The sequence below is a fragment of the Pseudomonas sp. GW460-12-10-14-TSB1 genome (genome assembly GCF_017349775.1).
Taxonomy (GTDB): Bacteria; Pseudomonadota; Gammaproteobacteria; order Pseudomonadales; family Pseudomonadaceae; genus Aquipseudomonas; species Aquipseudomonas piscium.
The window spans coordinates 44,730-65,248 of sequence record NZ_JACNAC010000011.1 but is presented as its reverse complement, the minus strand read 5'-3'; the positions used below and the strand labels follow the sequence as shown (position 1 = coordinate 65,248).

22 protein-coding genes are annotated in these 20,519 nt (G+C 60.8%); 13 read left to right on the top strand and 9 right to left on the bottom strand.

Features of this window, described 5'->3' with window-relative positions:
- The first annotated feature begins 171 nt into the window (after positions 1-171).
- Positions 172-654 (top strand): cupin domain-containing protein, encoded by a 483-nt coding sequence (locus J4D52_RS09840; RefSeq protein WP_063430119.1) that lies wholly within the window; start codon positions 172-174, stop codon positions 652-654.
- Between the two features lie 80 nt (positions 655-734).
- Here J4D52_RS09840 and J4D52_RS09835 read toward each other — a convergent pair whose 3' ends face one another.
- Positions 735-1,073, bottom strand: a complete 339-nt coding sequence (locus J4D52_RS09835) for a hypothetical protein (RefSeq protein WP_025809326.1) — start codon at positions 1,071-1,073, stop codon at positions 735-737.
- A gap of 482 nt (positions 1,074-1,555) precedes the next feature.
- On the opposite strand from J4D52_RS09835, the gene J4D52_RS09830 reads away from it, so the two are divergent.
- Positions 1,556-3,295, top strand: coding sequence for a SulP family inorganic anion transporter (locus J4D52_RS09830; RefSeq protein ID WP_102676509.1), 1,740 nt, complete (start codon positions 1,556-1,558; stop codon positions 3,293-3,295).
- A 51-nt stretch (positions 3,296-3,346) separates the two neighbouring features.
- Positions 3,347-3,739 (top strand): GFA family protein, encoded by a 393-nt coding sequence (locus J4D52_RS09825; protein ID WP_102676508.1) that lies wholly within the window; start codon positions 3,347-3,349, stop codon positions 3,737-3,739.
- Positions 3,740-3,751: 12 nt separating this feature from the next.
- Here J4D52_RS09825 and J4D52_RS09820 read toward each other — a convergent pair whose 3' ends face one another.
- Complete coding sequence (locus J4D52_RS09820) at positions 3,752-4,780, bottom strand: sterol desaturase family protein (RefSeq protein ID WP_102676507.1); 1,029 nt, start codon at positions 4,778-4,780, stop codon at positions 3,752-3,754.
- 150 nt (positions 4,781-4,930) lie between these two features.
- Here J4D52_RS09820 and J4D52_RS09815 point away from each other — a divergent pair, with 150 nt between their 5' ends.
- From J4D52_RS09815 to J4D52_RS30495, 7 genes are all read left to right on the top strand, one after another.
- A complete protein-coding gene (locus tag J4D52_RS09815) occupies positions 4,931-5,845 on the top strand; it encodes a helix-turn-helix domain-containing protein (RefSeq protein ID WP_102676506.1) in 915 nt (304 codons plus the stop codon).
- 67 nt (positions 5,846-5,912) lie between these two features.
- Positions 5,913-6,563, top strand: coding sequence for a 2Fe-2S iron-sulfur cluster-binding protein (locus J4D52_RS09810; RefSeq protein WP_102676505.1), 651 nt, complete (start codon positions 5,913-5,915; stop codon positions 6,561-6,563).
- Positions 6,564-6,567: 4 nt separating this feature from the next.
- Positions 6,568-7,563: a xanthine dehydrogenase family protein subunit M gene (locus tag J4D52_RS09805; RefSeq protein WP_102676504.1), complete on the top strand. Its 996-nt coding sequence runs from the start codon at positions 6,568-6,570 to the stop codon at positions 7,561-7,563.
- Positions 7,560-9,812: a xanthine dehydrogenase family protein molybdopterin-binding subunit gene (locus tag J4D52_RS09800; RefSeq protein WP_102676503.1), complete on the top strand. Its 2,253-nt coding sequence runs from the start codon at positions 7,560-7,562 to the stop codon at positions 9,810-9,812. Before J4D52_RS09805 ends, J4D52_RS09800 begins: the two co-directional genes overlap by 4 nt.
- Before the next feature lie 118 nt (positions 9,813-9,930).
- Positions 9,931-10,551 (top strand): LysE family translocator, encoded by a 621-nt coding sequence (locus J4D52_RS09795; RefSeq protein WP_102676502.1) that lies wholly within the window; start codon positions 9,931-9,933, stop codon positions 10,549-10,551.
- A gap of 129 nt (positions 10,552-10,680) precedes the next feature.
- Positions 10,681-11,082, top strand: coding sequence for a hypothetical protein (locus tag J4D52_RS09790; RefSeq protein ID WP_102676501.1), 402 nt, complete (start codon positions 10,681-10,683; stop codon positions 11,080-11,082).
- Between the two features lie 196 nt (positions 11,083-11,278).
- A complete protein-coding gene (locus tag J4D52_RS30495; protein ID WP_256581483.1) occupies positions 11,279-11,491 on the top strand; it encodes a hypothetical protein in 213 nt (70 codons plus the stop codon).
- A 174-nt stretch (positions 11,492-11,665) separates the two neighbouring features.
- Here the strand turns inward: J4D52_RS30495 and J4D52_RS09780 are convergent, their stop codons facing one another.
- The 3 genes from J4D52_RS09780 to J4D52_RS09770 form a co-directional block, all read right to left on the bottom strand.
- Entirely contained in the window at positions 11,666-12,013 is a 348-nt protein-coding gene (locus J4D52_RS09780; protein WP_102676499.1) for a hypothetical protein, read from the bottom strand.
- Between the two features lie 297 nt (positions 12,014-12,310).
- On the bottom strand, positions 12,311-12,817 hold the full coding sequence (locus tag J4D52_RS09775) for a hypothetical protein (protein WP_102676498.1): 507 nt from the start codon (positions 12,815-12,817) through the stop codon (positions 12,311-12,313).
- Between the two features lie 221 nt (positions 12,818-13,038).
- Positions 13,039-14,868 carry an AAA family ATPase gene (locus J4D52_RS09770; protein WP_102676497.1) on the bottom strand — a complete coding sequence of 610 codons (1,830 nt, stop codon included), beginning with the start codon at positions 14,866-14,868 and terminating at the stop codon, positions 13,039-13,041.
- Positions 14,869-15,312: 444 nt separating this feature from the next.
- On the opposite strand from J4D52_RS09770, the gene J4D52_RS09765 reads away from it, so the two are divergent.
- A complete protein-coding gene (locus J4D52_RS09765) occupies positions 15,313-15,711 on the top strand; it encodes a hypothetical protein (RefSeq protein WP_158246963.1) in 399 nt (132 codons plus the stop codon).
- A gap of 60 nt (positions 15,712-15,771) precedes the next feature.
- Complete coding sequence (locus tag J4D52_RS09760) at positions 15,772-16,233, top strand: GNAT family N-acetyltransferase (RefSeq protein WP_102676495.1); 462 nt, start codon at positions 15,772-15,774, stop codon at positions 16,231-16,233.
- A gap of 91 nt (positions 16,234-16,324) precedes the next feature.
- On the opposite strand, the gene J4D52_RS09755 is transcribed toward J4D52_RS09760, so the two are convergent.
- The 4 genes from J4D52_RS09755 to J4D52_RS09740 form a co-directional block, all read right to left on the bottom strand.
- Positions 16,325-16,936: a LysE family translocator gene (locus J4D52_RS09755; protein ID WP_102676494.1), complete on the bottom strand. Its 612-nt coding sequence runs from the start codon at positions 16,934-16,936 to the stop codon at positions 16,325-16,327.
- Positions 16,937-17,106: 170 nt separating this feature from the next.
- Complete coding sequence (locus J4D52_RS09750; RefSeq protein ID WP_102676559.1) at positions 17,107-17,589, bottom strand: GNAT family N-acetyltransferase; 483 nt, start codon at positions 17,587-17,589, stop codon at positions 17,107-17,109.
- A 166-nt stretch (positions 17,590-17,755) separates the two neighbouring features.
- Positions 17,756-18,715, bottom strand: a complete 960-nt coding sequence (locus J4D52_RS09745; protein ID WP_063430147.1) for an HlyD family secretion protein — start codon at positions 18,713-18,715, stop codon at positions 17,756-17,758.
- 3 nt (positions 18,716-18,718) lie between these two features.
- A complete protein-coding gene (locus tag J4D52_RS09740; protein ID WP_102676493.1) occupies positions 18,719-19,066 on the bottom strand; it encodes a DUF3302 domain-containing protein in 348 nt (115 codons plus the stop codon).
- A 233-nt stretch (positions 19,067-19,299) separates the two neighbouring features.
- On the opposite strand from J4D52_RS09740, the gene J4D52_RS09735 reads away from it, so the two are divergent.
- Positions 19,300-20,502 carry a PrpF domain-containing protein gene (locus tag J4D52_RS09735; RefSeq protein WP_102676492.1) on the top strand — a complete coding sequence of 401 codons (1,203 nt, stop codon included), beginning with the start codon at positions 19,300-19,302 and terminating at the stop codon, positions 20,500-20,502.
- Positions 20,503-20,519: the final 17 nt, after the last annotated feature.

Sequence of the window (20,519 nt, the reverse complement as noted above, 5' to 3'; positions counted from 1 at the left end):
CGGCAATACCCCTGCGCTATCAAGGCTGTTCGCAATGGATATATCCACGCATCGGCGTTCGGCTATCGTCACCCTATATGACTCGATCGCGCAGCCGCTGTGCTTTTGCGTTGACGCTATGTTGGCCGCTGCTGCGATTCACACAGAGCTCTCAAACGCGAGGACATCACGATGAGCGCCCATAAAGCTGTCGCTGTTTCACTGGCCTTGCTCAGCGCGGCCTTCCTGGCCTCTGCCGCTGTGGCCGAGGGCACAGGGTTGATTGCCGCCACCCCGGCCGAACTGAAATGGACACCCGCGCCCGCGGTAGGGCCCGGGGTGATGATGTCGGTGATCGAAGGCGACCTGAAAAAACCAGAGCCTTTCACGCTGCGCCTGATGCTGCCGGCCAACACGAAAGTCGGGGTGCATACCCACCCTGTGACCGAGCGTGTCACCGTGATCTCGGGCACCTTCTACTTCGCCACCGGCGACAGCTTCGATGCGGCCAAGGCCAAGGCCTATCACCCGGGCGACACCCTGATCATTCCCGTCGGCATGCCGATGTACGCCGCCACCCGCAAACAGGAAGCCGTGCTCCAGCTGCACGGCACGGGGCCCTGGGGGATCACCTATCTGAACCCGGCGGACGACCCCAGGAACAGCAAAAAATAGGCAATGGCTGGAATAAACATCGGGCTGGGCTTGCTCTGAAATGTGTCAGGTCAGGACCTGACACATATCCCTCTTGATGGTTAACAGGCTACGGATTTTGCACCCTGGATATACTCTTCAACGAAGTTGTTGGCAGAGTGAACCCTTACGCCTTTGAGCTTCTTGAGTGGTGGGTTTTCCCAGTGCTCTGATGCGGTGATGGGGTAGACGGGGAGTATGGAAACTCCCTGAGGCGGGTCAGCAACGAAGTCGAAGTCTTGAATCCCGTCTTTCGGGAAGTCGATGTAAAACCGCGGTTGCAATCTTGGGTTGGTCCAGCCCGGAGAGCCCACCAGGCCATGGGCCAATATATGCAGCTGTGGTGGGTTGGACTTGAGCAGTGACAAGTGGATGTCCAAAACTTTCATTATGCTAGCCATCTTCGATCTCCTTTCGATGAGTGCGCCTCTTTTCACCTCGGCGCTCGGGTGTAAAACCCTCTAGCTGAAAGCCTGATGCGTTTCAGAATGTCCCTTGGCAGGCAAGAAGTGCCACTTGCACTTCCTGGATGGTTCTCTCCTTGAGTACCGGGGGGAACGAGTAGGTGAGCAGGCTACTGTTCGAGAAGGAGTACGGCTTGGACAGTGAACTCAGGCCAGTTAAAACCGGTTCGGCTGTTGTTGGATAGACCCTAGTAAAGGAGCCTGCCGGCTGCCAGGCCCGATCATCGGATACCGGAGATGGCAGGGCGCCTGCCCTCGCAAGCGTTTCGCCAGGAGGCAACCGCAGTGCTTGTTAAACCAGGGGGCTCGATCCGCTGATATTTTATTGAAAAGAAAACCGACTCTGCTTATCTCTCATCCAGGGCACGATATTTCGCGCTCGCCATCAATCGCCGTCAAAGTTCCTCGAAGGTACCTCCATGCTGCTCGCCCGCTGGCTGCCAGGCTTGGCCAATCTCCTGCAATACCGCCGCGAATGGTTCAGGTACGACCTGCAGGCCGGGTTGTCGGTGGCGGCCGTGCAGATCCCGATTGCCATCGCCTACGCGCAGATCGTCGGGCTGCCGCCCCAGTACGGCTTGTATGCCTGTGTGCTGCCGATGATGGTCTATGCCCTGGTGGGCAGTTCGCGGCAGTTGATGGTCGGACCGGACGCGGCCACCTGCGCCATGGTCGCCGGCGCGATCGCTCCCCTGGCGCTGGGCGATCCCGAGCGCCTGGCGCAGTTGGCCGTGATCGTCACGGTGCTGGTTGGCCTGATGCTGATCGGCGCCGGCATTGCCCGGGCGGGGTTCATTGCCAGCTTTTTCTCGCGGCCGATTCTGATCGGTTATCTGAACGGTATCGGCTTGAGCCTGCTGGCCGGGCAACTGGGCAAGGTGCTGGGTTACAAAATCGAAGGTGAGGGTTTCATTCTCAGCCTGCTGAACATGCTGCAGCGGCTTGGCGAAACCCATTTGCCGACCCTGGCCATTGGGGCGGGCGCCCTGGCGCTGCTGATCTGGTTGCCGCGGCGCTTCGCCAGGCTGCCCGCGGCGCTGGTGACGGTGGCCATCGCCACCCTGTGCGTCGGGGTGCTGGGCCTGGATAGCCGCGGGGTCTCCGTACTGGGCCCGATCCCTTCGGGCATGCCGCAGTTGAGCTGGCCCCAGACCAACCTGGCCGAATTGAAAAGCCTGCTGCGCGACGCGCTGGGTATCGCCACGGTGAGTTTTTGCAGCGCGATGCTGACGGCCCGCAGCTTCGCCGCCCGGAACGGCTACACAATCAACGCCAACCATGAGTTCCTGGCGCTGGGCGTGTCCAATATCGCCGCCGGGGTTTCCAGCGGTTTCGCCATCAGCGGTGCCGATTCGCGCACGGCGGTCAACAGCATGGTGGGGGGCAAGAGCCAGTTGGTGGGGATTATCGCGGCCCTGGTGATTGCCCTGATCCTGCTGTTCTTCACCGCGCCGATGGCCTGGATCCCCCAGGCGGCGCTGGGGGCGGTGCTGTTGATGGCGGGCTGGGGGCTGATCGACATCCAGGCGATGCGGGTCATCCGCAAGCTCAGCCGTTTCGAGTTCTGGCTGTGTGTGCTGACCACCCTGGGGGTGATTGGCGTGGGGGTGCTGCCGGGCATCATCGTCGCGGTGCTGCTGGCGATCCTGCGGTTGCTCAAAAGCATCTATCAGCCCACCGATGCGGTGCTGGGCTGGGTGCGCGGGATCGAAGGCCAGGTCGATATCAGCCAATACCCGCAGGCGCGCACGCTGGCGGGGCTGGTGGTGTATCGCTTCGATGACGCGATCCTGTTTTTCAACGCCGACTACTTCAAGGCGCGCCTGCTGGAAGCGGTCGAGCGCGAGCCCGAGCCTCGTGCCGTGCTGTTCGTCGCCGAGGCGGTGACCTCGATCGATGTCAGCGGCATCGTGGCCTTGAGGGAGGTGCGCGACACCCTGCTGGCCCGGGGCATAGTCCTGGCCATTGCCCGGCCGCACGGGACATTCCTGCGGATGCTGGTGCGTTCGGGCCTGGCGCGCGAGCTGGAGCAGCGATTGTTGTTCGCCTCGGTACGTGCCGGCATTCGTGCTTATCGGGTCTGGCGCAATCAGGTGCAGCGTGAGGCGCTGAAAGAACCAGGCCGGGCCGGCGCCGCTCAACAGCCGTCCCATGATTGACCGCGGCCTTGGCTGGCCACTACCCACGCTTGACCCAAGAGGAGGTGCGGCATGGAGCGATTCACTGGCGGTTGCCTGTGCGGCAAGGTGCGGATCGTCGCGGCGGGGCGCCCGTATCGGGTCGGCCTGTGTCACTGCCTCGATTGCCGCAAGCACCATGGCGCGCTGTTCCATGCCTCGGCGATATTCCCCGAGAGCGCGGTGACCATCGAGGGTGAAACCCGCGATTACGCCGGGCGGTTTTTCTGCCCCTGCTGCGGCTCGTCGGTGTTTGCCCGCAGCGCCGACGAAATCGAAGTGAACCTGGGCGCCCTGGACGCTCCCGATCAACTCAAGCCCACCTACGAAAGCTGGACTATTCGGCGCGAGTCCTGGTTGCCGGCGTTTCCACTCGCCAGGCGCTACGAGCGCGATCGTGATGCCAGCAGTCGTTTCGAGGAATAGCGGGCGCTCCGGTTATGAATAGGGCGTTTGCGGCGCCACCCCGCGCGGGCGTTTCGCCAGGAGCTTGCGGGCGGTCTCGACGAAGGGCGTGACGATCAGGCTGTAGACCGTCAGGTAACGCTGCGGGTCCGGTTCCCCGGTGCCAAAGCGCAGCGGCTCGGGCGTCGAGCGGGTGACGTAGAGCGTGCCGAACATCCAGTCCCACAGGGACAGGTTGGTGCCGAAGTTGCGGTTGAAGTGGCGGGGCGCGTCACTGTGATGGATCTGGTGCTGGGCCGGGCTGTTCAGCACATGCTCCAGCAGCGGGCCGAACGACAGCCAGACATGGCTGTGCCGCAGGTTGGCCGCCAGGCTGTTGAAGATGAACACCAGGTAGGTCACGCCGAACAGGGTGTAGCGGCTGATCTCGCCGCCGCAGGCGTACCAGAAACCACCGGCGTAGAGGCCCAGGCACAGGCTGATGCTCAGTTTCTCGACGATCTTTTCCACGAAGTGCACCCGGCTCGCCGTCGCCGGAACCAGCACCGGCGCCGAGTGATGGACCTTGTGGAATTCCCACAGCCAGCGGGAGTGAAAGGCCCGGTGCGCCCAGTAATGGATGAAGTCCTTGAGCAGGAACACCCCCAGCCCGTAGAGCAGCGCCAGCCCCAGGTTCTGCCCCAGGCGCGGGCGCTCGCCCCAGAGGTTGCTGAAAAAGGCCAGGTAGTCCCCGGAGCGCAGGATGTAAGGGTCGACCAGATGGACGATGGGCAGCACCAGTGCGACCTTGAGGACGGCGCGCACGAAGTAGTAGCGGTAATCCAGCAGCGCCGAGGGATGCAGGTGCACCCGGCCGCCGCCGATGAATTGCCAGAACGAGCGGGCGTCGCTCAGGCCGCGGCGCTTCCTGAAACGGAACAGGCCATAGGCGACGCCGTAGGAGAAGCACAGGAACAACAGGCCGAGGCGGCCGTTCAGATTGAAAATGCCGAGAAACTGCTGGGTAACGGGCGCGATCACCCACTCGATCAGGTGCTGATAGACAAGCGACAGAGGATCCACGGAACGCCAGCCTCAGGCAAAGGAACCGCATTGTAAATCAGTTCGGTTTGGCCGGGGATTGCCCCAGGCCGCTTCTTTTTCGCTTGGAAGTTGTCACTGATCCTGGGGTAGGCTGGCCGCTCGCTGTACCCCATGGGAGGTGCCTGGCTTATGAGCGTATCAAGGGAATCCGCAAACCTGTCGCTGCAACCTCGGGTCGGGGCGGGCTGCATCCGTGCGCAGGGCGCCGAGGGTGCGGTACTGCAGTCGGCATCGCTGTTCGATGGCCTGGTGACCATCGATCATCGCCGCTGGGCCTGCCGCGAGGCCGAACTCAGCTGGACCGCGCCGCAGCACGTGGTGATCCTCACCGAGCGCGGGGCTACGGCCAGGACCCACATCCGCAGCAGTTCGACGCTCAATTACGAGGGCTGCGATCGACCCGGTTCGATCAGCTTCGTGCCGGCCGGCGTCGAGCGTCAGGGCTATTTTCGCGAGGCCGACCTGATCTACACCGCCCTGTGGATCGACACTGCCCTGGATTTCCCAGGCTGTCCGCAATTGGCCGAGCTGCCCATGCGCCTCAACAGCGGCGATGGGGTGATCCACTCGCTGCTCGCCGCCCTCAGTGCCGAGATGGTCAGCGGGCAGGTCCTGGAAGCCAGCTATATAGAGCATCTGGTGGCGCTGGTGGGGCTGCGTTTGGGGCGGGTCGATATCGGCAGCGCCGGCAACGGGCGTCTGGGGCCGCAGTTGCTCAAGCGCTTGAGCGACTACATCGATGCGCGAATCGACGGCAGCCTCTCGCTGACCGAGCTGGCGCGGATCGCTGGCATGCCTGTCGACACCTTCGCCCGTCACTTCAAGGCGGAGACCGGCATGGCACCCTATGCCTATGTGATCGAGCGCCGGGTGCGCCGCGCCGAAAGCCTGCTGCGGGCCGGCAGCATGCCGATCAGCGCCATGGCCCTGGAGCTGGGGTTCTCCAGCCAGAGCCACTTCACCTCGACCTTCAGGCGGATCACCGGGACCACCCCGAATACCTACCGGCAGCAAGCTTCCAGAATCCTGACAAAGTCCTCCTGATACCTGAAAGAACGGCGCCACGCCCTTGGCGATACTCGCGTCCAGCCGTTCATTTCAGGAGAGCACCATGGAAGACCTGGATTCACCGCGCCCGTCGCGCCGCGCGCTGCTGCAAGCCGGGGCCGCCGCCAGCCTGTTGTGGGTAGGCGTTGGCAGGGCCCAGCCCCAGTCCGCTCCAGCGCCATCCGCACCCGCTCGTCCATTGCCGTCCCAGGCGATCACCCTGCGCATCAACGCCAGCGACCAGCAGTTGGACCTCGACCCACGCACCACGTTGCTCGACGCACTGCGCCATCAACTGGGCATGACCGGCTCGAAGAAGGGCTGCGATCACGGCCAGTGCGGCGCCTGCACGGTGCTGCTGAATGGCCGCCGGATCAACGCCTGCCTGAGCCTGGCGGTGATGCATGACGGCGACGAAATCACCACCATCGAGGGGCTGGCCAATGGCGATCTGCTGCACCCCATACAAGCCGCTTTTATCGCCCGCGATGCCTTCCAGTGCGGCTACTGCACGCCGGGGCAGATCTGCTCGGCGGTCGGCATGCTCCAGGAGGTGCGCGCCGGCTGGCCCAGCCATGTCACCGATGACCTGCAGACCCAGCCCGTCGCCCTGAGCGACGCGGAGATCCGTGAGCGCATGAGCGGCAACCTGTGCCGCTGCGCCGCCTATCCGAATATCGTCGCCGCCATCCGCGACGCCGCCGAGGAGGCCTGAACCCATGCTGCCTTTCAGTTATGAGCGTGCGAGCGATGTACAGCAGGCAGTCAGCCTGATGGCCGCGCAGCCGCAGGCGCGTTTCATCGCCGGCGGTACCAACCTGATCGACTTGATGAAGCTGGGCATCGAGCGGCCCAGCCATCTGATCGATATCAGCCGCTTGCCCCTGGCGGCGATCGAGGACAGCACCGACGGCGGCCTGCGCATCGGCGCCCAGGTGCGCAACAGCGACCTGGCCGCCGACAGCCGTGTCCGCCAGCGCTACCCATTGCTGTCCCAGGCCTTGCTGGCCGGTGCCTCGGGGCAGATCCGCAACAAGGCCTCGGCCGCGGGCAACCTGCTGCAACGCACGCGCTGCCCGTACTTTTACGACCCGGGCATGGCCTGCAACAAGCGCGCGCCCGGCAGCGGTTGTTCGGCCCTGCAGGGGCACAACCGCATGCTTGGGATTCTCGGCGTCAGCGAAGCCTGCATCGCGGTGCATCCCTCGGATATGGCAGTGGCCATGGTCGCCCTGGAGGCGCGGGTGGAGACCATCCTGCCCGACGGCAAGCGCCGTTCCCTGGCCCTGGATCAGCTGTACCGCCTGCCCGGGACCACGCCCGAGGTCGAAACCCAGCTGGCCCATGGCGAGATGATCGAGGCCATCACGCTGCCGCCACCACCGCCGGGCCGACAGCTGTATCGCAAGGTACGGGATCGCTCTTCCTATGCCTTTGCCCTGGTCGCCGTGGCGCTGGTGATTGAAGTCGGCGCGGGGCAGGTCCGCACGGCCCGTATCGCCCTCGGCGGTGTCGCTCCCAAACCCTGGCGGGCCACGGCGGCGGAGCAGGCGCTGCTCGGCCAACCGTCCGATATGAGGGTTTACCAGCGTGCTGCCGACGCCGCCCTGGCCGGTGCGCGCGGGCAGGGCGGCAACGATTTCAAGATTCCCCTGGCCAAACGCACCCTGCGCCAGCTGCTGGCCAGCGCCACCCAAGAGCGAGCATCGGCATGAGCACATCAGGACCCACCCCATCCTCCGCCAATGGTCCCATCGGCCAACCGCTGGACCGGGTCGACGGTCGGCTGAAAGTCACCGGCCGCGCGACCTACGCTTACGAGCAGCGGGAAATGGGCGACACCGTCTATGGCTACATCCTCGGGGCGACCATCGCCCGGGGCCGCATCAGCGCGATCGACACCCGCGAGGCCGAACGGACGCCTGGCGTGCTCTATGTCATGACCCACCGCAACGCCCCCGCCCAGGTGGCATTCGGCCCCGCGGTGACGCCGACCACGGCCGAGGTGTTCAGCCGATCGCGCCCGGTGTTGGCGACCGATGCTGTGCGTTACTACGACGAACCGGTGGCGCTGGTGGTCGCTGCATCCTTCGAGGCCGCGCGAGCGGCGGCGCGCCTGATTCGCGTGAGCTACACCCCCGAGCAGGGCGACTTCGAGCTCGCTTCACGCCTGGCCCAGGCCTACATCCCGCCGCGGACCAACGCCGGTCTCCAGACCGACAGCGCCATCGGCGATTTCGAATCGGGGTTCGCCAATGCGCCGGTCAAGCTCGACAGCATCTACAGCACCCCATACCAGAGCCACGTGTCGATGGAGCCCCATGCGTCCATCGCGGTCTGGTCCGGGGACGACCTGACCCTCTATACCTCGGCGCAAACCCTGGCGAACTTTCGCGCCGGCCTGGCCAGTACCCTGGGCATCGAGCCGGCGCGGGTGCGCATCGTCAGCCCTTATATCGGCGGCGGCTTCGGCTCCAAGCTGATCATTCATTCCGACGCGGTGCTGGCGGCGCTCGCCGCCCGGGTGCTCAAGCGCCCGGTGAAGGTGGCCCTGACCCGCCAGCAGATGTTCGCCAACGCCGGTTATCGCCCGACCATGCAGCATCGGGTGCGGCTGGCGGCGGACCGCAGCGGCAAGCTGACGGCCCTGGGGCATGACGTCTGGTCGAGCACCTCGCGTTTCGAAGAGTACTGCGAGCAGACCGCGGTGTTTGCCCGCTCGCTGTATGCCGCGCCGAATCGCCTGACCCGCCATCGGCTGGTACCGGTCGACCTCAATCGCGGCGAGTGGATGCGCTCGCCGGGCGAGGCGCCGGGCATGCTCGCCTTCGAAAGCGCCATGGACGATCTGGCCGAACGCCTGGGCCTGGACCCCATTGAACTGCGGGTGCGCAATGAGCCGGAGCTGGACCCCGAGTTGGGTGTGCCCTTCGCCTCGCGCAATCTGCTGGCCTGCATGCGCACCGGCGCCGAGCGCTTCGGCTGGAGCCGCCGCAAGCCCAAGCCCGGCAGCCTGCGCGAGGGCCGCAAGCTGATCGGCATGGGCATGGCCGTGGCGATCCGGCCCAACTACCTGGGGCTGTCCAGGGCCCTGGTGAGCCTGGGCCCGACCGGGAGGGTGCTGGTGCGCCTGGACATGACCGATATCGGCACCGGCACCTACACCATCCTGACCCAGGTTGCGGCCCAAAGCCTGGGGGTGCCGATGTCGGCAGTGCAGGTGCAGCTGGGTGACAGCCGCTTCCCGCAGACCTCGGGCTCTGGCGGTTCCTGGGGGGCGGCCAGTTCCTGTTCGGCGGTGGAGGCCGCCTGCCAGGCCCTGAAGCAGCGGATCATCCAGGCTGCCGGCGCGCCTTACAACCAAGCGGAGGTGCGCTTCGCCGACGGCCGTATCCGCACCGGCGAGCGCTCGGAACGCCTCAGCGACCTGCTGCTGCGGGTGGCTCCCGCGGGGTTGCAGGCCGAAGGCAACGTCGGGCCGATGGGGGAGGACTATAAGAAGTTTTCCCAGCATTCCAATGGCGCGCATTTCGCCGAAGTCGCGGTGGATATCGACACCGGCGAAGTCCGTCTGCGGCGCATGCTCGCGGTGATCGGCGCCGGGCGCATCCTCAACCCCAAGACCGCGCGCTCGCAGATCCTCGGCGGCATGACCTGGGGCGTCGGCGCGGCGCTGATGGAACAGACCCTGCTCGACACCCGCCACGGACACTTCGTCAACCATGACCTGGCCGAGTACCTGGTGCCGGTCAATGCCGATATCGCGGCGATGGACGTGGTGTTTCTCGAAGAACCCGACACCAAGGCCAACCCCCTGGGCGTCAAGGGCCTGGGCGAACTGGGCGTGTGCGGGGCGGGAGCGGCCTTGGCCAATGCCGTCTACAACGCCACCGGCATCCGGGTGTACGAGTTTCCGCTGACCCTGGACAAGCTGCTGCCCGGGCTTGCCGCCATCGAGGACTGAGCGAATCCTGCATCGACAAAAAATCTCGACGGCCTGCGCTGGATTGGGCAGGCTTGTGGGTCTGCGGCAGCCCGGTCGGCTGCTGTGGAACTCAAGCCATCAGCCGACGGACGCCTCCATGAACCTTGCCACCCTGATGCTCTTCCTCCCGGCCTGTTTCGCCCTGAACATGGCGCCAGGGCCGAACAACCTGCTGTCGATCCGCAATGCCACCACCTATGGCTTCCGCGCTTCCTGCCTGGCGGGAGTAGGGCGGCTGGCCGCCTTTGCCCTGATGATCGCCCTGGCGGCGGCCGGGCTGGCGGTGGTGCTGCAGGCTTCGGAACTGCTGTTCCACGGGATCAAGATTCTGGGGGCGGGTTACCTGCTGTACCTGGCGTACCAGCTGTGGACCGCGGATACCCAGATCGAGTCCGAGAAAAACACCGCGCCATTGGGCCTGCTGGCCCTGGCCCGGCAAGAGTTTTTAGTGGCCATCGGCAATCCCAAAGCAATCCTTATCTTCACCGCCTTCCTGCCGCAGTTCGTCGACCCTCAAGCGCCGGTGTCCGCCCAGTTCCTGGTGCTCGGCGCGCTGTTCCTGGCCCTGGAATGGATCGCCATCAGCGCCTACGCCTATATGGGCCTGCACATGCGCCGCTGGTTCGCCGAGCCACGTGGCAAGAAGATCTTCAACCGCTGCTGCGCGGGGTTGTTGTCGGGGGCGGCTTCGGTGCTGTTGTTGGCGCGGCGGGCGTGAGTCGGTTGGTAAGCATTGCCGGGACTACGGGCGCTTGGTTGAGTCCACAGCCAGAAGCTGCCTTTCACGCTGTCCACAGAAACACACTCAACGTACCCTGCTGAAAGACAACATTGAAAAGGAGTTCGAATGAAAACCGATTGGCAACAAATTCGAGAAATGATGAACACTGTTATCGATAGCTGTGAGCAGATCGAAACGGCAGGGTTCAATGAGGAGCATCGCTCCGCGACTGTGAAAATCGAAGGCGTCGATTACTCCGTTCAGGAGTTTTTAATCAGTGCCTGGACCCTCCCGGAGAACATTCGCTACCAGATCATTCGCGAGCGCCATGAAGCTGGAAATGATCTTCCCTACGTTCCCGAAGCAGCTCGCATTCTTGTCTCAATGGCGCAGGCTTGTGCGGAATTGGTCGGAGCAGCCGACACGGCACCCGCTCAGAAAGCTATTGCAGGAATGAATCATTGGTACAAGGCCTACGCTGTACCGCATATGACTGCCACCATCAGGCTGGCAAAAAAAACAATCTGACGCTTACTTTGTTGGCTTCAAGAGTGCATCAAAAGAAGCTCTGTCCAAGGTGGGTAGAACCACAGACTTTCCAGGGTGCTACGTCTTCAGCGATCAAGGTAAACCGGTCTATGTAGGTATCTCGAGAGGGGTAGTAAAGAGGCTCGTCCAGCATTTGAATTTCGAGTCGCACAACACCGCAAGCCTCGTCTACAAAATGGCTGCAGAAGACTATCCGCACGAAATGAAGCGTGATCAAGCGATGAAAGACGAACAATTCAAGGAAGTCTTTCTTTCAGCTCAGGGGCGCCTCCGACAAACAACGGTGGCCTTCATTGAGGTCAACAATGACCTTGAGTTGTACGCCTTCGAAGTACTTGCGGCCATGAAGCTAGACACAGATGTATGGAACACATTCCGCACACATTGAAGCTGATAGCTAACCTTTCCATAAAGCGGACTCTGCCACGCAAACAGGTCGCCGCCGTTGATTACAAACGTTAAGTCGCGTCCGCGCCGAATCGAACGTGGTCTGAAATGAGCGTCCGCTTCCGGCCAGAAGCGTCCGCTCAAAGGCGTCTAAAAATATAAGGGCGATTCACTATTAGGATAACTGCAGTCCTTCGCCCCACTGTATGATTTCGTTTGTCCAGGCAAGGACCAGACAAAGTCCTAGGTTTTCAACGCCCCATTTACGCCTTTCGTCCCCGGCATAGGCATTGTAAAATTGATTCATTTTTTCTTCATAGTATTCCTCAAAATCACCATAGACGTTGCTTTCTAAGTGAATGCTTAGGTCGACGTCTTTACCGCACCTTTCTTTTATGAAGCGCAGTAAACCTTGCGAGTTAATTGCGTTGTGTACTTCGGAGATGGTGATGTCGTTATATTTTCCGGAGTCAATGGCTTTATTGATTTGTAGTATTAGTCCCGTAAGCGCTGTAACTTTCATGTACTCTTCATTCCTATATGTTTATGTTGAGGTAATTAAAGTATTAGTTGTTGTGAACACTGACTGGCAAGGGTGTCCGCTACTGGCCGACACTAGCGTCGAAACTCGGCCCATCGAAAGTGCTCTATTCAAAAGGTGATCAGTTCCACCGCTGTGAACGGATCACCTATGATTCACTTCTCTTTTTTTGGGGGTTGTACCTTCGGCATCGGAAGGGTGTTTTGTACAGGCGGCAGACCCCGATCATTGGTCTGTATTGGTCTGGTTGGGTTATGGCGTGGTGGTTGCGATTTTTCGTTACTCATTGGTCAACTCCGGGTAATGGCTTTGGAAGTACCGTCTCATCTGCAACTCGGCTTTGGTCATAAGACCTGCGTTCTCAGGAACGACCATTCCAGCAAACGCAGATTTCATTACCGCCGATTTCTTCTTTCGTATTGCAAAACGTTTTTCGTTGATCTCTCGCTCGGTCAGTTCACCTTGCGCGACATCAAACCATCCCTTTTCTGCGTCATCAGCTAGCACAGAAAGCTCTATCCCTGCTGCACTTAGAGGCTTGATACGGGCCTTGAATGGGAGAAACTTGTACACGACCGATATGACTTGGCTGAGCATGATGAAGAGGCCCCAAACAAACGCGTATTCTTTCCAGATAGCCCAGCCGCCAATACTGCCAGCCGATGCTATGGCTAGTACTATGCCGATTCCTCTCTCAATATTTTCAGATCTGATTTGGTAGAGCTCAAGATAGTAGACATGCGCTTTAAGATTTTGCAGCTCCACCCAATACTGCGCTTGATACATCGCTTTGCTTCCGTTGCTGGTGAGAAAAGCTCGACGCCGCCTCTAGGGATCATACAGTTGCTTTGAGACAGTTTGCACCCAGAGCACTTATCTCTTCGGGCCGGAAGCTTTCCTCAGATGAGGGGCTGCTTTTGGCTGTGGATTCAACCAGTCGCGAACCAGATCAGCCAGGCTTCGGTAAAAGTAATGGCCTCAAACATGCTGCTTCTGGCGCCCAGCCTTCAAGCGATTAAGGTCTGCAGGTCCTCAACCAACTCTTTAAGCTCCGAGCGATCCAAATCGTTCTCTCGATAACTGGAGCGTTGGAGGATTTGATCAGCAGTCATCAACGGCCAGAATCGGTCAATGACGTCATTAGGGTTAATACGCGCTGCCGATCCGATTAACTTCTTGGCGTCGCAGGTATCGGAGAAAGTCACCCTGATTCCGAGTTGGGCCTCGATCAAATCTGGGCAAAGGTAGTTTTCGATTTCTCGTTTGCGCGTGGAGTAGAACGATCGGCCCTGGGCCTCGACCTCTCCCTTACGCTTGGCAATCGCAGCCATTTGCTCGGCGGTACCCCCGATGTCCGAATCCAAAAAAACGCACCACGGAAGTCCAAGATCATCTGCGAGATTGAGAGTGACCCAGTGTTTTACGCTGCCGCAGCCACCTATCAGAATTGGAACGATTCCAAGATCCTCCAAGCTAGAGGCAAGCTGCCCAGCAGCCTTGAGCGTGTTGGCTGCATGCCTAAGGAAGATCACGTCTGACTTACCCTCTACCAATACGACCGCACGCGCGCGCTCAAGACCTGTCTCCGGAAGCACACCGAGGCTTTCAGCAGCTTCCTTCAGTACGTCGTTACTAGGCATTTTGACGATCGGGTAACCGTTTTCGTCCTTGGTTACGTAACGGATTCCCTCTATGGGCATCAGACCAGCCAGGGCTGGCACATGAGTGGTAACGATGATCTGCCGGCTGGGATGCAGAGACAGTTCAAGTAGCGCCCGCATCAGCATCACTTGGTAGTTCGGATGCTGAGAGGTTTCTGGTTCCTCGATGGCGTAGATGACGTCGCGCTGGGTGCCCACTACGGCTTTCTCCGCCTCAGCGCGGAAGAAGTTGAGAAGAATGAGGCGACGTACGCCGCTCCCGCGTTTGTTGATCGGTATGCCGTTCTCACCATCCAAGGTGAAGTTGAATACCCACTTCGGTTTATCCTTAAAGCGCGGAGTCAACTCGTTGGCCAGCTCAGGTGCCATCTCTCGCAACTTGTCGAGGGTGCGAGCAGCCACTTCCAATACGCTGGCTTCAATTTGACGCTCCAATTCAGTGATTTGGCCCTGAAGTTCGGCCTGAGCCTCCTTGACCGCTTGCTGCAGCGGATTTTTTGCTTCGGCATCGCCATCACTGCTCTCCCTGTCCGCTTTGAACAGAGCAAAGACAGGTAACTGCGCTTCGATTTTTTCCCAGATGGATTTGTTGTCAGTCGAAAGCGCTTTGCTGATATCTAGAATTGTGTCCTGACAGGCTATCTGCCCGGCCGCACGGCGAATGGCCTGGCGCCACAGTGAGGCTACTCGCTTGTCGGCAACCTGTTCGGCTATCCCGCGCTGCTCCCCAAGCTTTTTAAGATCGGCCATCTTCAGACTGAGTAGGATTGCCAATTCCGGGTCCGCAGGATGCTGGCAACGAAGGGCTATCCGCTCGAGTTTTCCGGTACTTGCCTTGTAAGTTTTGACAATCTCCAGCGCGCCCTCTGCATTCAGAAGGTACTCATCTGCCAAGGTCGTCTCGGCAACCTCGTCCAAAACCATACGCTCGGGAAGCCCATCGAACTCGCACGCGATTTCAAATTGGTCGGCGCCTTCCGCCAGGCTGAAGCAGTTCATGTCGCTCTTATCAGGCTTGAACCCTTCCGTCTCAAAGAAGACGGCCAAGGCTTCGAGAATGCTGGATTTGCCATAGTCGTTACGACCGACGATGCCAGTCATGGCTTCGTTGGCAGGGATCACCGTAATGGTGCGATAACCGCGAAAGTGCGTGAGTTTGACGGACTTGAGGCGCATCGTGATTTCCCTATCTGAAGTTAAGTCAACAAGGGCGAACTAGAGCCAGTCTAGGCAGAGAAATGCCCAGCTGCGCGCAGCCAACGTATGGAAGAATTCGCAACGACTCTAATCGGCAAGGGGTCAGAGGATCATTAATCGCTCTCGGTTTCTCACAGTTTTCCGAGTTCGTGAGTCGTTACTGATGTGGCTACCGCTCAACGTCACCTAGTTGAGGCATCGTCGGCGAATGACAGCAATCGGCCAAAAGCGAGCATCTGGATAGCCAATCTCAAATAGGCCGAACACTAAGGTCGTCGGCCATTTAAGCAGCGGCTCTCTAGAACTTTTCTCTATTTATCGGTCTATGTGGATAGGCTCATCCGCTCGCTCAGCGCGACCTCGCAGGCTTGCCGCAGCCGGATGGCCACACGTCCAATTGTCAAGCAGAGGTTGTCTTCGCTCATGAAATTCCATGACCCATGGATGGTGCTCTTCGGCCTGTTCGCGTTCGCGGTATTGGGCTCGGCATCAGCAACACAGATGAAGACCTCAACCCCTGTTTTCGCAACTGAAGTCACAGCCGTTCAGGCTCCGGTCCAGGCCGCCGGCAACCCCTGGCCGACCTTGGCCAGTATGGCCGGCAAGCAGCCGGGGCCGTTGCTTGCCCATGACGACCGATACTGGCATGACGGCCGTTGGTACGATCGTAGAGACGATTGGCGCCGAGAAGAGTGGCGTAGGGAACAGTGGCGTAGAGAGCAAGCCCGCCGAGAAGCGGAACGCCATCGTGATTGGGAGCGCCACCACGATCGAGCCATGCGGCACCGCTACGAAGACAATCACCGCTACTATCGTCGCTAGTGCGACGCCACGAGATTAATCCACCTCAGGCAGGTGCCAACGCAAGCAGGGGGATATCGAGTGGTTAGGTCAACGGGCGAACTGGCGATACGTCAGATCTCAGCACTTCCTCCGGACATCCTGGTACTGGAAGCGGAGGCTATTGCAGAAGGTTTCAGGTTTCTCACACGCTTGGTTGCGGATTGGAAAAACGGGTCCAATCGATTCGACCAACCCGGTGAGTGCCTTTTGGGCGCTTTCCGCGACGGGCAACTGATTGCCATCGGTGGTCTTTCATATGATCCATATGCCGGGCCGGACATCGGGAGGCTACGGAGGGTATACGTCGCGCGTGCAGCAAGGGGGCAGAATGTGGGTAAGGCCCTGGTGCAGCAGCTTTTGGCCTATGCGGCTCAGCGATTCCGTGTCGTGCGCCTGTCCACGGATACTCCGGAGGGCGCTGCATTTTACCTGCGCTGCGGGTTCCAACCGATACAAGATGATTTTGCGACTCATGTGAAGTCGTTAGTCGATGCCAGGTAACCGGGTCATTGAAGGGCAGATGCTTGGCATAGCCGGTCAACGGCGAAGAGTGAAGGCTTTGCAGGCTTGCAAAGCCTTGCTGCAGAGGCCATCAGCGCGAAACGGCCATCCAGCCCGCACAGCCCGTCATTACCCCAGCTGAGGTTCTGTTCAGACGCTTCATTGCCTTCGGAGATCGTATGGCGTTCTTGATACGTGATGCAGTAACGAGGTACGCCAATTGGACGGTGAGATCGATGCCAATGCCGAGCGCGGTAATAAGGATGACTTCTGGCCAGGACAGCGCCGTCAGATCGAATGCGTGAGGCAACACTGCACCGAAAAATACGACCGCTTTTGGATTGCTCAGCGTCAGCACAGCGCCTGCAAGCAGACCTCGGCTTGCCGAGCGCTTTGGAGGGTCTTGAAGATGCTCGGTGTTCTTCGACCACAAGTTCCATGCGATGAACAGAATAAAGGCGACACCGAGCCATTTCACGGCAATGAACACCTGCTCGAACTGCAGCGCCAGTGCCGCAAGGCCGAGGGTGGCGACCACCAGCCAGACAGCATTGCCCAGCACCATGCCTGCGATGAAGGGCAGCGTAGCCCTTGCGCCGCGTGACACCACTTGCCCTAGCAGGGCTCCCTGAGCGGGGCCGGGGATTGCTGCCGCAATCGCGAATGGCACGACAAAAAACCAGAGCGAAGAAGTAGCGCTCATGGGTGAAGCCTCCCTGTTGTCTTGGTATATCGAACGGCATGTTCGCATTGGGTGAGCAGGGAAACCAGTACGGTCGCTTGCTCCCCAGGCAGAGACAAGGCACGCAGTGGTGGATGCCCGCTTTGAGTCCAGAGTGGGTAAGAACCTACGTCGAGGTACATGACGTCCCGCTAGCAAGCTGGGCCAGCCGCCGGAACGCACTGACGAACATAGTAATTGTCGAACTCACCGCTTTCGATGAATTGGAAACCATGGCGGGTATAAAAACGATTCGAAGCGCTTTCTTTGAGAGCACCCACTCTAATCGGGAGCCCAGCCATATCCGCCTCTTTGAAAATCTGAGCGAGAACAGCAGAGCCTATCCCTGATCCCTGCGTGCTCGGTCTCACATACAAGTGGTCGAGCAAGAATTCAGTGTGCCGGTGCTTGACCACGACAAAACCAACCCTCTCTCCAGATACCTCGATGTAGCGGGTATTACGGGCCTCAAAGCCGCTAAGAAAGCGTTCGCGTGCGCGCACTGGATCAAATCGCCCAACCCGCTCCAGGCTTTCGCGCATGGCCTCGATTCGAATGGCTACAAGATTGTCCAAGTCGCTTTGTCGAGCCGGGACCAAAATGACCTGGGAACTTTTATCAGGTGTGACGGGCATCATTTGCGCTCTAACTCTCATCCTGGGCAGCGAGTATAGAGAGAATGGAAACAAGCGGCCCACCCGCTTTTTCTGTCGAGGCCAACAGGCGAAAGCAGCCACTCAACCAGCAGTGAAATCAAGCTGGACTCGCAACGCACCAGGTATCAGCCCCGATCCCAGCCCATCAATGGAACGGGAAGATGTAGTTCATCCAGGCCGCCATGCGCAGGAGGATCTTGCGCATGATCGCCACATGGTGGAAGTGCTGGCTATAGAGCGCCGCCTGGCCATAGGCGCCACCGGGCATGAGTTTGGCGTAGGGCAGGTAGTCCGGGTCGGTGATTTCGATGACCACCGGCACCCGCCCCGGTGGCGGTGAGCCGGTGTAGCTGATCAGGGTGCCGGAAGGCTGTATCTGTCCTTCGCCGATCACCGTGATGACATTCTTGACCCGGCCCTTGAATACCTTGCCGGGGATACCGTCGAATGCCACTTCCGCTTCGTCCCCCGGGACCAGGCGCAGCAGGCTGTTCTGGCGCATCCAGGCCGCGAAATACTGGCCCTCGTCCGGAACGAACACCATCGACGGGCGCAGCGGCAGCTTGCTTGCCATCATCCCCGGACGCAGCGACACATGGGTGACGAAACCTTTGCTCGGGGCGCGGACCACGGTGTTGTCCAGTTCGAACTGGGCGTTGTCGATCTGTGCCTGCAGGTCGTCCACCTGGGCAATCGCGGCTTCCTGCTCGCGGCGGGTGCCGAAGTTGCGCTTGATCAACTCGTTGATCCGGTACAGGTCGCCCCGCGCCGCCACCTGCTGGGCCTTGAGGGACTTGAGCCGGTTTTCGAACGGCTCGGGGTCGATGCGAAACAGCACATCGCCGGGCTCCAGCATCTTATTGCCTTGCACCGGCACCTCGATCACCTTGCCGGTGACCACCGGGATCACCGGCACCGAGACGAAGTAGGAGCGCGCCACTTCCGAATAGGGGTGGTTGTAGTTCATCAGGAAAATCAGCGCGCCGATCAACACCACGCCGCCTAGCACGGCGGTGGGCACCGTCCATTTGTTCAGCGGGATACGGAAGATCTTGAAGATGGCCACGCAGATGGCGCTGTAGGTCAGGATCAGTAACAGGTCCATGGGTCACATCTTCCTTTCCGGGCGGGCCCCGGCTTGGGATTGTCCCTCCAGTCGCTCGACCCGCTGGCGCAGCTCGGCCAGCTCTTGCGCCAGGCCCTGTTCGCTCTGCGGCTTGCCGGTGGCGAACCCCCAACCCCGATCCTCGCGGTACAACATGGCCCAGATCCACAGGAACGGCCACAGGGCATGGAGGGTAAACAGGCTGACCCAGCCGGCCGCGTGAATCGCGTCCTGGTGTGGATGGTTCCGATGGACGGCAATTTCGTAGGGAATATCGTGCAGGACGATGATTCCGTAGAACAGGACTATCCCGGCGAAGATAAGAATGCCCAGCGCAATCTGATCGAGCATGATTCGCCTCCCGGAAGCCTTCAGCTCGCACGCAACCGCTTATGAAGCACCTTGATCGGCCACGGCCATCTGACTGTCCGATGGCACGGGCCTTACGCAATCCATACTAGTTCAAGTTCATTCATCTGCCTGGCTGCCCTCCAGGGCGCGCGCGGCCTTGAACCTGGAAAGCTGCGCTCGCGCGGGCAGCGGTTTATGATCCCTGCCTGTCGTCCATCGTTGCGAGCCCGATCATGTCTTTTGAACTGGACCTTCCCGAAATCCGCGCCGGCATCCTTGAATTTCCGGTCTGGCATGCGCGCGGTGGTACGTCCACCGGTCTGATCCTGGCTCGCGAGACCCTGCCCGAGGACCCGGCGTTGGTCGAGGAGTTGCTGCGGCACTTGATGGGTGTGCCGCTGAGTGGCGACCTGCCGGGCAATAACCAGATCACCGGGCTGGGCCGTGGCGGGCCTACCAGCAACAAGGTGTTCATTGCCGAGCGGCGGCCCGGCGAGTCGCGTCTGGTCAGTACCCTGGCGCAGCTGGCGGCGGGTAAAAGCGCGATCGACTGGAGCGTCAATTGCGGCAACATGTCGGCGGCCTTGCCCTTGTACGCCCTGGAGCGTGGCTGGCTGAGCCCGGACGAGGACAGCGCGCAGATCGAGATCTTCAACAGCAACACCCAGACCACCATGCTTGCGCGCCTGGCGTTCCGGGACGGTCGCCTGCTGAGCGATACGCGCATTCCCGGGGTCAACGGGGTGTTCCCCGGGGTCGACCTGTTTCTCAGCGACCCGGTGGGGGCCAAGACCGGCCAGCTGTTTCCCACCGGGCAGCGCATCGACCTGCTCGACGGCGTGCGCGCCACCTGCCTCGATGTGGCGGTGCCGATGGTCATCGTCCAGGCCGCGGACCTGGGCAAGACCGGCCTGGAAACCCCGGCGCAGCTGGACGCCGATGGCGAATTCAAGGCGCGGCTGATCAGCCTGATGGTGCAGGGCGGCCTGCGTATGCAATTGCGCAACCGCAGCGGCGCCCTGATGAGCGCCGAGGAGTTGCAGCGCAGCGAAACCCTGCCGAAGATCTGCATCGTCAGCCCGGCCCAGGGCGCGGGCGATATCAATACCCGTTATTTCACCCCGCAGAATGCCCATCCCTCGCTGGCCGTCTCCGGTGGCTGCTGCCTGGCCGCCGCCTGTCTGGCGCAAGGCACCGTGGCCCATGAACTGCTCAAGACGCCCAAGTCGCTGAGCGCCACCACGGCGGAATACCCGGTGTCGATCGAAAACCCGGCAGGGGTGCTGGACACCTTGATTACCGCGCGCGAGGAGGGCGGTTCGATCCGCATCGACGCGGCCGCCTACCGGCGTAGCGCGCAGATCCTGCTCAAGGGCCGGGTGCCGCTGTACAACGCCTCGGCGGCGTTGTTCGACGCGTTGAAAGGGCGGGGTTGAAACCCGCATCCAGCAGA

Bases quoted from the DNA above. Each gene is read 5' to 3' on its own strand.
- J4D52_RS09840 (WP_063430119.1), top strand. From the start codon at position 172: ATGAGCGCCCATAAAGCTGTCGCTGTTTCACTGGCCTTGCTCAGCGCG.
- J4D52_RS09835 (WP_025809326.1), bottom strand. From the start codon at position 1,073: ATGGCTAGCATAATGAAAGTTTTGGACATCCACTTGTCACTGCTCAAG.
- J4D52_RS09830 (WP_102676509.1), top strand. From the start codon at position 1,556: ATGCTGCTCGCCCGCTGGCTGCCAGGCTTGGCCAATCTCCTGCAATAC.
- J4D52_RS09825 (WP_102676508.1), top strand. From the start codon at position 3,347: ATGGAGCGATTCACTGGCGGTTGCCTGTGCGGCAAGGTGCGGATCGTC.
- J4D52_RS09815 (WP_102676506.1), top strand. From the start codon at position 4,931: ATGAGCGTATCAAGGGAATCCGCAAACCTGTCGCTGCAACCTCGGGTC.
- J4D52_RS09810 (WP_102676505.1), top strand. From the start codon at position 5,913: ATGGAAGACCTGGATTCACCGCGCCCGTCGCGCCGCGCGCTGCTGCAA.
- J4D52_RS09805 (WP_102676504.1), top strand. From the start codon at position 6,568: ATGCTGCCTTTCAGTTATGAGCGTGCGAGCGATGTACAGCAGGCAGTC.
- J4D52_RS09800 (WP_102676503.1), top strand. From the start codon at position 7,560: ATGAGCACATCAGGACCCACCCCATCCTCCGCCAATGGTCCCATCGGC.
- J4D52_RS09795 (WP_102676502.1), top strand. From the start codon at position 9,931: ATGAACCTTGCCACCCTGATGCTCTTCCTCCCGGCCTGTTTCGCCCTG.
- J4D52_RS09790 (WP_102676501.1), top strand. From the start codon at position 10,681: ATGAAAACCGATTGGCAACAAATTCGAGAAATGATGAACACTGTTATC.
- J4D52_RS30495 (WP_256581483.1), top strand. From the start codon at position 11,279: ATGGCTGCAGAAGACTATCCGCACGAAATGAAGCGTGATCAAGCGATG.
- J4D52_RS09780 (WP_102676499.1), bottom strand. From the start codon at position 12,013: ATGAAAGTTACAGCGCTTACGGGACTAATACTACAAATCAATAAAGCC.
- J4D52_RS09775 (WP_102676498.1), bottom strand. From the start codon at position 12,817: ATGTATCAAGCGCAGTATTGGGTGGAGCTGCAAAATCTTAAAGCGCAT.
- J4D52_RS09770 (WP_102676497.1), bottom strand. From the start codon at position 14,868: ATGCGCCTCAAGTCCGTCAAACTCACGCACTTTCGCGGTTATCGCACC.
- J4D52_RS09765 (WP_158246963.1), top strand. From the start codon at position 15,313: ATGAAATTCCATGACCCATGGATGGTGCTCTTCGGCCTGTTCGCGTTC.
- J4D52_RS09755 (WP_102676494.1), bottom strand. From the start codon at position 16,936: ATGAGCGCTACTTCTTCGCTCTGGTTTTTTGTCGTGCCATTCGCGATT.
- J4D52_RS09750 (WP_102676559.1), bottom strand. From the start codon at position 17,589: ATGCCCGTCACACCTGATAAAAGTTCCCAGGTCATTTTGGTCCCGGCT.
- J4D52_RS09745 (WP_063430147.1), bottom strand. From the start codon at position 18,715: ATGGACCTGTTACTGATCCTGACCTACAGCGCCATCTGCGTGGCCATC.
- J4D52_RS09740 (WP_102676493.1), bottom strand. From the start codon at position 19,066: ATGCTCGATCAGATTGCGCTGGGCATTCTTATCTTCGCCGGGATAGTC.
- J4D52_RS09735 (WP_102676492.1), top strand. From the start codon at position 19,300: ATGTCTTTTGAACTGGACCTTCCCGAAATCCGCGCCGGCATCCTTGAA.